Raw genomic sequence first — 13,115 nt, 5'->3', positions numbered from 1 at the left:
GACCGTGCCGAGCCGTCGCTGTCGTTTCGCGCTCGCGTTCGCGCTCACGCTCGCTGCGCCCGCGCTGATCCTCCTCTTGCCCGCGCTCGCGGCCGCGGCGCCGATCCGGCTGTGGCACGCCTACCGCGACGACGAGGCCAGGGCGCTCGACGCCATCGTCGCGGCCTTCAATGGCGAGGAGGTCGAGGTCCTCGCCGTCCCGTTCGACGCCTACGCCTCGAAGCTCCAGGCCGCGATCCCGATGGGGGAGGGGCCCGACCTGTTCATCGACGCCCACGAGCGGCTCGGCGACTTCCGCGCGCGCGACCTCGTCGCGCCTGTGGGCGACGCGCTCGAGCCGGGCGGCGAGGCCGTGTTCCAGGGGCCGGCGCTCGCCGCGGTCCGGCAGGGGGGCGAGATCCTCGGCCTGCCGATCAGCCAGAAATGCGTGGCGCTCTACATGAACACCGCGCTCGTGAAGGAGGCCCCGGCGACCCTCGAGGACATCGAGGCGCTGGCCGGCTCGCTCCCGCAGGGCGTTTATCCGCTCGCGTACGAGGCGTCGAACGCCTACGCGCACATGCCGATCCTCGCGGCGTTCGGCGGCGCGATGCTGGGCGAGGACGACCAGTTCGGCTTCGTCGGCCCGGGGCCCGAGCGCTCGCTCGAGCTCGTCCGTTCGCTGATCGCGCGGCGGATCGTCCCGGAGGACGCGAACGGCGCGTTGGTGACCGACCTGTTCAACGCGGGCCGCGCCGCGTTCGTGATCAGCGGGCCGTGGTTCGCGGGCGGCCTCCGGGAAGAGGCGAGGCGGCGCGCCCGCGTCGTCCCGCTCCCGGAGGTGCGCGAGACCGGCCTCCCGATGCGGCCGTTCTTGACCGTCGAGGCGGTGATGCTCTCTCCCCAGGGCGCGCGGCGCGCCGGGGCGCGGGCGCTCGCGCGCCACGTCGCCGGCGCCGCGGCCGCGGCCACGCGGCTCCGGGTGGCGCGGACGCCGCCGGTGCGGAGCGACGTGGCGATCCCGGCCGGCGACGCCTTCATCGCGGCGTTCACCGAGCAGGCCAAGGTGGCCATCCCGATGCCGACCTCGCCGGCGATGCGCTCGACCTGGGAGCCGTCCACGCGCGCGATCCGCAAGGTGCTCCGGGGCGACGCGCCCCCCGACGTCGCGCTCTCCGAGGCCAAGCGCCGCTTCGACGACGTCCGCCGGCCGCTCCCGCCCCCCGCCTCGCCGGCGCCGCTCCTCGCTGCGCTCGGCGCGCTCGCGCTGCTGCTCGCGCTCCGGTGGGTCCGCGCCTCGAGGCGCGCGGCGCCCGGCACCGCGCACTGGCGCTTGTTCCGGCGTTCGCTCAGACGCTCGTTCGTACGCTCGATTCCAGCCTACAAGTACGTCGCGCACGCGGTCGTCGCGATCGGCGTGCTCGTGGTGGTCCCGCTCGTCATCGGCGCGGCGACGTCGCTCTTCGCCGGCAGGGGCGAGGGCCTCCGGTACGTCGGCCTCGCCAACTTCATCAGCATCCTCACGGCCCGCGGCGGGCCGCTCTTCGCGAGCGGCTCGTTCTACCTCGTGCTCGCGGTGACCGTGCTCTGGACCGCGGTGAACCTCTGCCTCCACGTCCTCCTCGGCGTCTCGCTCGCGCTGCTCCTGCGCCGCCCGACCCTGCGCCTCCGGGCGCTCTACCGGGTGCTCCTCATCGTGCCCTGGGCCGTGCCGAGCTACGTGACCGCGCTGTCCTGGAAGGGCATGTTCCACCGGCAGTTCGGGGCCGTCACCGGCCTCATCGAGGCGGTGAACTCGGCGCTCGGGACGAGCATCGAGCCCATCTCCTGGTTCTCGAGCTTCACGACGGCGTTCACGGCCAACGTGACGACCAACGTCTGGCTCGGCTTCCCGTTCATGATGGTGGTCACGCTGGGCGCGCTCACCGCCGTTCCGGACGATGTGCTCGAGGCCGCCGAGGTCGACGGCGCAACGCGGTGGCAGCGTCTACGGAAAATTACGCTGCCTCTGATCAGGCCGGTGCTCGCGCCCGCGGTGACGCTGGGCGCGATCTGGACGTTCAACATGTTCAACGTCGTGTTCCTGGTGTCCGGCGGCGACCCGGACGGCACCACGGACATCCTCGTCTCCGAGGCGTACCGGTGGGCGTTCACCCGCGAGGCCCAGTACGGCTACGCGGCGGCGTACTCGGTGCTCATCTTCCTGCTCTTGACGCTCGCGACGCGGGAGTGGCGCTTCCGGCGGCGGACGCCTGTGTCGGCCCTCCCGAAGGGCGGGGCCGAGGCTGGATCGGCGCCCGTGCCGGCGGCGGCGACGGAGGCCGCGTGACGCGGAGGTCCTCTCCTGTCGAGTCGATCGCGGTGCACGCCGCGCTGATCGCGGCGGTCGCGTTCGCGCTGTACCCGGTGCTCTGGGTCGCCTCGATCGCCTTCTCCGGGGCGCGCCCGCCGGTGCCGGAGGTGCTGCCCATCCCGAACCAGCCGACGTTCGAGCACCTCGTGGCGGTGGTCACGACGTCGAAGAAGGTCGGCGGCGAGCCGATCTGGCTCTTCCCCCGCCAGCTCGCCAACTCGATCGTCGTCGCGCTCGCGACGGCCGCCGTCGGCGTCTCCGTCGCCGTCCCGGCGGCGTACGCGCTCGCGCGCTTCCAGTTCCTCGGCAAGGACCGCGGCCTGCGCGCGCTGCTCGCGACGCAGATGTTCCCCACGGTGGCGAGCGCGATCCCGCTGTACCTCCTGCTCGACGCGCTCGGCCTGCTCAACTCGCGGACCGGGCTCGTGCTCTGCTACGCGTCGACGGCGGTGCCGTTCTCGATCTTCCAGCTCCGGGCGGCGTTCAAGGCCATCCCGGTCGACCTGGAGGAGGCGGCCATGGTCGACGGGGCGACGCGATTCCAGGCTTTCCTCCGGGTCGTGCTCCCGGCGGCGCGGCCGGCGATCGCCGTGACGGCGCTGTTCGCGATCATGACGGCGTACAACGAGTTCATCCTCGCGGCGACGCTGCTCGGCAAGGAGGAGATGTTCACGCTGCCGGTGGTGCTTCAGCGGTACATCGGCGAGTACGACGCGCAGTGGGAGCGGTTCGCGGCGGGGGCGCTCCTCGTGTCGCTGCCGGTCATGGCGGCGTTCTATGTGGTGCAGCGTCACCTGATCGCGGGGCTGACGACGGGCGGCGTGAAGGGGTGAGCGCGCCGCGGTGAGCGCGGCGGCGGGCGCCTCGGCCGCCGCGCGCCGGCGGCGCGGGCCGTCAGCGCCGGGTCCGCCGGCGACGCGACCCGCGCTGCCCGGCCTCGTGGTGCTCGGGGTCGAGCGGCGTCCCTCCTACTTGCCCGCTGTGCCCCGGCGTCGCCCGTCCATGGGACCCGACCCTCGCGGCCGTGGACGCCCGATCGCGACCCCGCTATCTCCATGAAGCCATGCCGAAGGCCGAGGATCCCCCGCCAGTCGCCGCGCCGGGGACCGCTCACGCGGACCTGCGCCCGTCGCTGGGCGGCGAGCCCCGCCCATCGCTGGGCGGCGAGCCTCGCCCATCGCTGGGCGGCGACGCCGACGGCCGCGGCACGTTCCTGCCGCTCCCCTCCGCGCTGCAGCGGCGCCTCAGCCGGCCCTCCTGGGAGAAGTTCGTGCTCCCGCTGCTCGGCCCCGTGCTCGCGTTGCTCGTCATCGGCGCGGTCGCCACGCTCGAGGCCGCGCTCGACTGGACCGTCCCGAACCCGCCCGCGATCCTCTCGATGATCATCGTCTTCGCGGCGTTCAGCGGCGGCCTCTGGAGCGGCATCGTCACCGCGCTCATCTCGTGCGTGTACTTCGCGCTCTACTTCTCCAAGGATGGCGTCCTGTTGTCGTACGAGGACGACAAGCTCCTCCGGGTCGTCGTCTACGCCGTCACCACCCCCGCCATGGCGGTGATGGCGAGCATCGCCAAGCGCCGCGCGGACGCCATGGGCGAGGCCTCGCTCGAGAACGAGCGCGAGCACTCCGCGAGCCTGCGCGCCCTGCTCATGCAGCGCCAGGCGGTCGAGGAGGAGCTCCAGCAGGCCAAGGAGGCCGCCGAGGCGGCGAGCCGCGCGAAGAGCGAGTTCCTCGCCAGCGTGAGCCACGAGATCCGCACCCCGATGAACGGCATCATCGGCATGACGTCGCTCGCGCTCCAGACCGAGCTCACCCAGGAGCAGCGCGAGTACCTCGAGATGGTCAAGATCTCGGCCGACGCGCTGCTCTCCATCATCAACGACGTCCTCGATTTCTCGAAGATCGAGGCCGGCAAGCTCGAGATGGAGCCCGTCGTCTTCGACCCGAGCGAGATCATCGGCGACGCCGTGAAGACGCTCGCGCTCCGCGCCCACGAGAAGCGGCTCGAGCTCGCCTACGACGTCGGCCCCGACGTGCCCGAGGCGCTCGTCGGCGATCCGCTGCGCCTGCGCCAGGTCCTCGTGAACCTCGTGAGCAACGCGGTCAAGTTCACCGACGCCGGCGAGGTCGTCGTCCGCGCCGAGGTCGACTCGCGCGCGCCCCTCACGCCGGAGGAGGAGGCCAGCGCGGACAGCCAGAGCACGCCGAGCCTCTACGCGGGCGAGGCGCTCGGCGACGCCGTGGTGCTCCGCGTCAGCGTGATCGACACGGGCATCGGGATCGCCCCGGACAAGCAGCGGCTCGTCTTCGACGCGTTCGCCCAGGCGGACGGCTCGACCACCCGCAAGTACGGCGGCACGGGGCTCGGCCTCACGATCTGCGCCCGCCTCGTCGACATGATGGGCGGCAAGATCTGGATCGAGAGCGAGCTCGGCAAGGGCAGCACGTTCCACTTCACCCTCCAGCTCCGGGCGCTCGAGGGCGCCGCCCGGTCGCGCCGCCTGGAGATCCCGAAGGACCTCCTCGGCACGAAGGTCCTCATCGCGGACGACAACGCGACCGCGCGGCGCATCCTCGCGGACACGATCGAGGGCTGGGGGATGAAGGCGGTCCCCGTCGACTCGGGGGCGGCGGCGATCGCCGCGCTCTCGGAGGACTCGGGCGTGTGGGCGCTGCCCTGGGGCAAGCCGGGGGGCAACGCGGTCGGGCCGAGCAGCTCGTTCGGCCTCGCCATCGTCGACGCCCGCATGCCGAAGGTCGACGGCTTCGCCGTGGTCGAGCACTGCCGGAAGCGCGAGATCTTGAAGGGGCGCGTCCTCATGCTGCTCAGCTCGACGTCCGCGCAGGCGGACGTCGCGCGCTGCCGCGATCTCGGCGTCTTCGGCATGGTCACGAAGCCCGTGAAGACGTCCCACCTCCAGGAGGCCGTGTTCCACGCCTTCGGCATCCCGACGCGGACCTCGCTCCGGTCGGCCGACCCGCGCCGCGCCGCGTCCGGGATGCGCGCGCGCGGCCTGCGCGTGCTCGTCGCCGAGGACAACGCGATCAACCAGAAGCTGATGCGCCGCTGGCTCGAGCGGCAGGGTCACCACGTGCACATCGTCGAGAACGGCCGCCTCGCCGTCGAGAAGATCGCGGGCGGGCAGTACGACGTGGCCCTGCTCGACGTGGAGATGCCCGAGATGGACGGCCTCCAGGTCGCGCGGGTCGTCCGCGCCCGCGAGCGGCGCGTGGGCGGGCACATGCCGCTCATCGTCGTGACCGCCTACGCGATGAAGGGCGATCGCGAGCGCTGCCTCCGGGCCGGCTTCGACGGCTACGTGTCGAAGCCGGTGCAGGTCGAGGAGCTCTACGACATGCTCGACCGGTTCGCCGCCGGGCCCGCCGCCCTGGAGATCGAGGACCCGGCGCGCATGTCGCTCGGCGCCCCGAGCTCGTACGCGTCGGTGCCCTCGTCGACGTTCGACAGCGGGCCGCCGAGCACCCGGGCGGAGGAGCGGCTGCAGCCCTCGCCCTCCTCGATCGCGGCCCGGCCGATGTTCGATCGCACCAAGGCGCTGGAGCGGACGGGCGGCGACGCCGACCTCCTGCGCGAGCTCGCCGAGGTCTTCCTGGAGGAGTGCCCGCGCTGGATGGGCGACATCGACGACGCGGTGGCCGCCGGCGACGCCCGCAAGCTCCAGCGGGCCGCGCACAGCCTGAAGGGCGGGGTCGACAGCTTCGGCGCGCGGGGCGCGTTCGAGGCCTCCTTCGCGCTGGAGAAGATGGCGCGCGCGAACGAGCTCGGCAGCCTGGCCGAGGCGCAGTTCGCGCTGCGGGCGCAGATCGAGCGCCTGCTGCCCGAGCTCGCCGCGTTCGTGCGCGAGGGCGCGCCGGCGGACCCGGCGCCGCCGGTGCAGGGCGAGCGGCGCTCTGATAGCGAGGTGACGCGATGGTGAGGGTGCTCGTGGTGGACGACTCCCCGATGGATCGGCGCCTCTCCGGGAGCTTGCTCAAGAAGCGCGCCGGGATGGAGCCCGTGTACGCCGAGAACGGCGTCGAGGCGCTCGAGACGATCGCCAGGTCGATGCCCGAGATCGTGCTGACCGATCTCCAGATGCCCGAGATGGACGGCCTGGAGCTGGTCGAGGCGATCCGCCGCGAGCACCCGTACCTCCCGGTGATCCTGATGACGGCGCACGGCAGCGAGGAGATCGCGGTGCAGGCGCTGCGGCGCGGCGCCGCGAGCTACGTCGCGAAGCGGAGCCTCGCGGCGGAGCTCGTGAACACGGTCGAGAACGTCCTCGCGGTGGCGCGGCTCGATCGGCGGGAGCAGCAGCTCCTCTCGTGCCTGACGGCGACCGAGTCCCACTTCGAGCTCGACAACGACGTGGCGAAGGTCCCCGCGCTGGTGGGCCACGTCGAGCAGAGCCTCGGCCGGATGCGGCTGTGCGACGAGACGGGCCGGATCCAGGTCGCGGTGGCGCTGCGCGAGGCGCTCGTGAACGCCATCGTGCACGGCAACCTCGAGGTCAGCTCGAAGCTGCTCGACGAGCAGCCGAGCGCCTTCTCCGCGCTCGTCGAGCGACGCCGGACGGAGAGCCCCTTCCGGGATCGGCGCGTGGTCGTCGTGGCGCGGGAGACGCGCACCGAGGCGACGTACGTGGTGCGCGACGAGGGGCCCGGCTTCGACCCGCGCAACCTGCCGGATCCGACCGACCTCGCCAACCTGGACAAGCCGAGCGGCCGCGGCCTGATGCTGATCCGCACGTTCATGGACGAGGTGCGGCACAACGAGAAGGGCAACGAGATCCGCATGGTGATGCGGTGTCGCTCGCCGGGGGCCGGCGGCGAGCCGGGCGAGGACGGCGGCTGACGCCGTCGCGACGCGACCTGCTATCCTCGGCGCTAGCGCGCGCAGCCGTGGGACGGGGGAGCAGGGAGAGCGAGGTGATGGTTCAGGGTAGCCGGGGCAGTGAAGTCGAGTCGCCGGGGCAGCGGGGCGGCGGATCTGACGGCTCGGTCCAGGGAGATGGCGCTGCCGGACAGCGAGCCACGGGAGGAGACGCCGGCGGCTCGACGCGCGTCGCGAATCGCCTCGCGGAGTCGCCCCTCGGCGGAACAGGCGTCGATGAAACACCACGTGTGATGACCGTCGGCGTCATCACCCCCTATCTGGACGGCTCCTTCTGGAACCCGGTCCTGACGGGCATCCACGAGGCAGCGCAGCAGCACGGTTGTCGGACGCTGGTGATGCGCGGCACGCCCGCCTCGCTAAAGGCCCCTTCGCTCGCCAGAGAGCAGGTGGATGGATGGATCGTCGTGATCGGGGTGGACGGCATCGAGCAGCTCGCTGGCGAGCGGGTCCCGCGCGTCGTCGTCGGCACCCATGTCCACAAGGGCAGCTGCCCGTCGGTGATCCCGGACAACCACAGCGGGATCCGGAGCGCGGTGCGCCACCTGATCAGCCACGGTCACCGGCGCATCGCGTTCGTCGGCTGCTTCCATGAGTCCGATGTACGCGAGCGCTTCGACGCCTACCGAGGGACGCTCGACGAGGCGGGGATACCGTTCGATCCAGAGCTGGTCATCCGGACCGACGACAACTGGTATCCCGGCGGCGAGAAGGCCGCCCCGCAGCTCATCGCGCGGCGGCACGCGTGCACGGCGGCGATCTTCGGGACGGACAAGAACGCGCTCGGGATGATGCCGTTGCTGAAGGCGGCGGGCGTCCGTATCCCCGAAGACATGGCGATCGTCGGCTTCGACGATGTGCCGGAGGCGCAAACGGCCGACCCGCCGCTGACCACCGTGCGCCAGCGGTTCGAGATGCTGGGGAGCGCCGCGTGTGATCTCGTCGTCTCGATGGTCGCCGGCGAGACGGCCCCGCCCGACCTCGTGCTCACGCCGAACACCTTGATCCAGCGGATCTCGTGCGGATGCGACGTGCTACAGAGCTTCCTCGACGAGGGCGCGGCGCCGGGGGAGGGCGCCGACGGTGACCTGGACCGACGGATGGTCGAGCTGCTCCTCGCGCCCCTGCCCCTTCCGCCCGATACGTCGCCTGCCGCGGTATGGCCGGGGGTGGCCCTGGTGCTCGAGGCGTATGAGGCGGCTATCGAGGGCGCCGCGCTCCCTCCGGCGAAGGCGCTGGAGCGCGCCTACCAGGAGGCCGTCGGCATCTCGTCCGATATGGGCACCTTGATGGCGATCGTCCGCGTGCTCCGCCGGGCCCACGAGCGGCGCCGCGAGCGGCTGGGCGGAGATGCGGCGTCCGCGCAGCGGGTCGAGGCGTTCCTGGACAGCGCGCACCTCTCGATCGCTCGGGCTCGGCTCAGCGTCGAGGCAGAGTTCGTGGCGCAGCTCGGGATGCTCGTGAGGTCGAATCACGACGTGGGCCTCGCGCTGTTCAGCGGCTCGCAGGAAGAATCCCTCTCGCTCTCATGGCTTGCAAAGACCAAAGCGGGCTGGGCGTGCCTTGCGCTCCGGGAGGACGCGTCCACGCTCGTCGTCGCCGGCGCCTACAGCCGCGACGGCGACGCGACGCCCCCGATCGGCAGCCGCTATCGGCAGGAGGCGTTCCCGCCTGCGGATCTGCTGCCGCCCTCGGTCGCGAGCGGCGCGCTCATGATGATCCTCCTGCCGATCCGCACCGCCCGGCGCGACTGGGGGTTCCTGGCGCTCATGGGGTCGACCCTCCGCGAGCTGACCGGCGACGAGGGCACGCTCGGGGTCTGGGCGTCGCTGCTCGCCGCGGCCCTCGAGCGCAACGAGCTCGTCGAGTCGCTCTCGGCCAAGAACGCGGAGCTGCAGACCGCCTATGCGAGCGAGCGAGCGCTCTCGGACACGGTGCGCGAGCTCGGCTGCCCGCTCATCCCGCTCCTGCCCGGCGTGCTGCTCGTGCCGCTGATCGGCGCCATCGACCGCGACCGCGCCCTCCAGGTGCTGACGGCCGTCGTCGAGGGCGTGGACCGGCACGAGGCGCGCTTCGTGCTGCTCGACATCACCGGCGTGCCGGCGGTGGACGTCCAGGTCGCCCACGCGCTGGGCCAGACGAGCCGCGCGGTCGCCCTGCTCGGGGCGCGCGTCGTCCTTGTCGGCGTGCGCCCCGAGCTCGCCAGGAGCCTCGTGGACGTGGAGCTCGGCGATCTGTCCACGTACTCGTCCCTTGCGGCCGCCCTTCACGAGCTGACGGCGAGGGGCCGCCGCCCTGCCGGCGCGAGGCGCCGCGCGGCGCGCTTCGCCTGATGGCCGTGGCCGGAGGCGGCCTGGGGAGGACCGATGCTGCAACCGAGGCTCGTCGAATCCCTGCTCGCGTCTGTCATCGTCATGGAAGGGGCTGCACGCGCGGAACCAGCGCTCATAGACACGAGTACACGGCCTCGATCAGCGCCGGCCACCGCGGGTCGCCGCCCTCGCCGCTCGCGATGGTCTGGTTCGGTGTGTAGCCGAACCCGAGCCCCGCGTCGGGGTCGGCGAAGCCGAGCGCCCCGCCCGCGCCAGGGTGGCCGAAGGTCCGCGGGCCGCGCCCGAAGGGGCGCAGCGCGCTCGGCAGCATGAACCCGAGCGAGAACCGGCTCTCCGCGAGGAGGACGGCGTCGAGCCCGGCCGACCTTTCCGCCAGCGCCGCCTCGATCGCCTCCGGCGACAGCACGCGCGCGGTGCCGGCGAGGGTACCGCCGTTCGCGAGCGCGCCGTACATCCGCGCGAGCGCGCGCGCGTTCGCGTGGCCGTTCAGCGCGGGAATCTCCGCGCGCCGGGCGCGGACGGTGTTGACGAGCCCCGGCGACACGAGGTCGCGCGGCCTGGTGAAGGCCATCGAGGTGAGCGACGCCGGGTCGCGGAAGCTCGCGCCGAACGCGCCGCCCAGGCCTTTCGCGCTCGCGATGGTCGGCGGCACCTCGGCGATCCGCCCGTCGTGCTCGGCGCCGGTGCCGATGTGGAAGTCCAGGCCGAGCGGGCCCGCGACGGCCTCCCGGAGGAACGCGCCCACGCGCTGGCCGCTCGCGCGCCGGATCACCTCGCCCACGAGGAAGCCGAACGTCACCGCGTGGTAGCCGTGCCGGGCGCCCGGCTCCCAGAACGGCTCCTCCGCGGCGAGGGCGGCGGTCATGGCCTGCCAGTCGTAGAGCGCGCCCTCCTTCGGCTCGGCGCGCAGCGCCGGCAGGCCGGCGCTGTGGTCGAGCAGCTGGGCCACGAGGACGCGCCCCTTGCCGGCCGCGCCGAACTCCGGCCAGGAAGCGGCGACCGGCGCATCCACGTCGAGCGCGCGCTTCTCTGCGAGCGCGTGGGCGCACAGCGCCACGGCGCCCTTCGTCGCCGAGAAGACGTTCACGATCGTGTCGAAGCGCCACGGCGCGGACTTCGCCGCGTCCCGGAAGCCGGCCCAGAGGTCGACGACCACGCGGCCGCGCACCGCGGCGCACACGGCGGCCCCGAGCTCGGGAAACCGCTCGAAATTCGAGGCGAACGCCGCGCGCACGGGCGCAAACGCCGGATCGCAGGAGCCATGGATCGCGAGGTGCATCGCTCGTCCCTTCATCCCTTCCTCGGGGCAGCACGGCCCGGGCGCGCGCGGGCGAGCCGCCCGGCCCTCCGAGCCCGACCCCGATGATACGCAACCTACGTTGCGCAACATTGGTTGATGAATAGGCCCGCCGCCCGCGGTCGTCAACGTCATTTGCGCAACCTCGGTTGCGGGTTACACGCTCCCGTCGTGAAGCCTGCGCGCCCGGACGAGGACCTGGTGCTGCTGTTCGCCGCCATCGCGGCCGCGAACAGCGACGAGGTGATGCGCCGCGTGGAGCGGGCCGGCCACGGCGATCTCCGGCCGAGCCATGGCTACGTGTTCCAGCACCTCATCCCGGGGCCGGTGAAGGTGAGGGAGCTCGCGGAGCGGCTCGGCATCACGGCGCAGGGCGCCTCGAAGGCGGTGGCGGAGCTGGAGGAGCTCGGCTACGTGCGCCGGCGCGTCGCCGAGGACGACCAGCGCAACCGCCTCGTCGAGCTCACCGACCGCGGGTGGGCGGCGGTCGAGGCGGGGCGCGCCGCGCGCGCCGCGGTGAACAGGCGGCTCCGCGCGCTGCTCGGCGAGGAGCAGGCCGGCGCGCTGCTCGCGTCGCTCCAGCGCATCGCGGAGCGCACGGGGGGGCTCGAGCTCCTGTCCTCGCGCCGGCTCCGCCAGCCGTAGCGCGCCCCGGGGCCGACCCGGCGGCTGCGCGGCCGAAGCGGCGACCGAGGCGTCGATGTGCGGCGCGCGTCTCAGTCGCCCGGCGCGGCAGGCGCGAGGAGCGAGGTGTCCACGCGCAGCACGCGCGCCGTGAAGGGCCCCACGCGTGACGCCTGCGTGCGCATGGCCACGGTGAGCTCCGTGCCGAACGCGGACACGTCGACGAGCGGGTGGCGCCGGTACACATCGCTGAAATGGCTCTCGCCTGCGATCGCGGGGAGCGGCAGCGTCACAGCGACCTCGGGCGCGCCTCCGGCGGCAGGCACGCGCACGAGGCGCAGCTCGCCGCGGCTCGCGTCCGCCGCGATGTTGCCGACGCACGTCGGCAGATCGGTGTTTTGCACCTCGTAAGCGATCGTCCAGTCGATGTGGCTGATCAGGAATGCGATCCACACGTCGCCGTCGCTCGTGCGCGCGGCCGAGAAGGCCGACCATTCGAGGCCGGAGGTCACCTCGTGGCAGTCGGCCGGGCAGCCCTCCGACGCGGGGTCGCCGAAGCCGCGCTGGCAGCTGTACGTCGGCGTCGCTGTGCCGGGGATCGCCACCTCGTCGACGCCGTCGTCCTCGCCGGCGCTCTCCAGCCGCAGCCCGTCGGGGTGCTGCACGACCGCCGCGAAGCGCGGAATCGTCGCTTGACCAGGGGGCTGCGGCGGCGGGACGGGCTCGTAACGGAGCGGCGAGCTCGCGGAGACCGGAGCGCCGAGGCTCCGCTCCGTGGTGCCGTCGAGCACCTCGATCTGCCAGCTCCCGGGGCGCGCTTGGACGATACCGAACGCCAGCGGCGCGTCGTCGGGCGCGAGGGCGAAGCGGGTCCAACTGCTGTCGGCCGGCCGGCTCGCCGGCGCGACGTCCCAGGCGCCGCCGGACGTGCGCGTCGCGTGCGCGATGCTCTCCGGCGCATCCGTGAGGATCCAGATGTGCGGCTCGCCCTGGGAGTCCACCGCGACATCGAGGACCGGCACGTATTTGTCGTCGCGATCGAACACCATCTGCTTCTCGGCCGCGCCGCCGGCGAGCGGCAGGAACACGACACCGCCGGGATAGCCGTCACCGCTGCCTTGCGTCTCGTCCACCGCGGCATATGCCTTTCCGTCCGGCGAGAGCGCCACGCTCACGCTATTGCTCTGCACGTCGAAGTCGCGCTGCGTCGCCCCGTCGTCGTCGAGCTCGAACAGCCGCGTCGGGGCGTTGCTGCTCGTCACGAGGTACGTCGCGCCCGGCGCCGGAAGGGCTCGCACCCCGCCCGCTGCAAAGTCGAAGTCGGTGCACGTCACCTCCACGTCGAGCGTGATCGCGCAAGGCGCCTCCGCGGAACAGGCATCACCGTGGTCGCCCCGCTGCGAATCACACGTCGCCGGGCCGCCGCCGGCGCCGCCCTGACCGTCGGCGCCGCCCTGACCGCCCGCGCCGCCTCGACCGCCCGCGCCGCCTTCACCCCCGGCGCCGCCGGCCCCTCCTGTGCCAGCTGGCACGCTGGTATCTCCCTGGCACCCGAGCGTCAGCGACAGGCCGGCGAGCATGCCGGTCCCGAGGATTCGAACGATGAGCAACTGCAATTCTCTGCGCATGAGCGCTC

8 protein-coding genes are annotated in these 13,115 nt (G+C 72.9%); 6 read left to right on the top strand and 2 right to left on the bottom strand.

Annotation, left to right across the window (positions count from 1 at the left end; all coding sequences use genetic code 11):
- Positions 1–4: 4 nt before the first annotated feature.
- The 5 genes from WMF19_RS43825 to WMF19_RS43805 all read left to right on the top strand — a co-directional run bounded on the left by WMF19_RS43825 (position 5) and on the right by WMF19_RS43805 (position 9,558).
- Positions 5–2,308, top strand: coding sequence for an extracellular solute-binding protein (locus WMF19_RS43825; RefSeq protein ID WP_437895803.1), 2,304 nt, complete (start codon positions 5–7; stop codon positions 2,306–2,308).
- Positions 2,305–3,165 (top strand): sugar ABC transporter permease, encoded by an 861-nt coding sequence (locus WMF19_RS43820; protein WP_437895802.1) that lies wholly within the window; start codon positions 2,305–2,307, stop codon positions 3,163–3,165. The genes WMF19_RS43825 and WMF19_RS43820 overlap by 4 nt, the downstream gene beginning before the upstream one ends.
- A 230-nt stretch (positions 3,166–3,395) precedes the next feature.
- A complete protein-coding gene (locus WMF19_RS43815) occupies positions 3,396–6,269 on the top strand; it encodes a response regulator (protein ID WP_437895801.1) in 2,874 nt (957 codons plus the stop codon).
- Positions 6,263–7,186: a response regulator gene (locus tag WMF19_RS43810; protein WP_437325580.1), complete on the top strand. Its 924-nt coding sequence runs from the start codon at positions 6,263–6,265 to the stop codon at positions 7,184–7,186. The genes WMF19_RS43815 and WMF19_RS43810 overlap by 7 nt, the downstream gene beginning before the upstream one ends.
- A gap of 272 nt (positions 7,187–7,458) precedes the next feature.
- Positions 7,459–9,558 (top strand): substrate-binding domain-containing protein, encoded by a 2,100-nt coding sequence (locus WMF19_RS43805; protein WP_437895800.1) that lies wholly within the window; start codon positions 7,459–7,461, stop codon positions 9,556–9,558.
- 112 nt (positions 9,559–9,670) lie between these two features.
- On the opposite strand, the gene WMF19_RS43800 is transcribed toward WMF19_RS43805, so the two are convergent.
- On the bottom strand, positions 9,671–10,852 hold the full coding sequence (locus WMF19_RS43800; protein ID WP_437895799.1) for a serine hydrolase domain-containing protein: 1,182 nt from the start codon (positions 10,850–10,852) through the stop codon (positions 9,671–9,673).
- A 174-nt stretch (positions 10,853–11,026) separates the two neighbouring features.
- Between WMF19_RS43800 and WMF19_RS43795 the strand changes: the two genes are divergently transcribed.
- A complete protein-coding gene (locus WMF19_RS43795; RefSeq protein WP_437895798.1) occupies positions 11,027–11,500 on the top strand; it encodes a MarR family winged helix-turn-helix transcriptional regulator in 474 nt (157 codons plus the stop codon).
- A gap of 71 nt (positions 11,501–11,571) precedes the next feature.
- On the opposite strand, the gene WMF19_RS43790 is transcribed toward WMF19_RS43795, so the two are convergent.
- Positions 11,572–13,107, bottom strand: coding sequence for a hypothetical protein (locus WMF19_RS43790; protein WP_437895797.1), 1,536 nt, complete (start codon positions 13,105–13,107; stop codon positions 11,572–11,574).
- Positions 13,108–13,115: the final 8 nt, after the last annotated feature.

The sequence above is a fragment of the Sorangium sp. So ce124 genome (assembly GCF_051525235.1).
GTDB lineage: Bacteria > Myxococcota_A > Polyangia > Polyangiales > Polyangiaceae > Sorangium > Sorangium atrum.
This window is presented reverse-complemented; position numbering and strand designations above follow the sequence as displayed.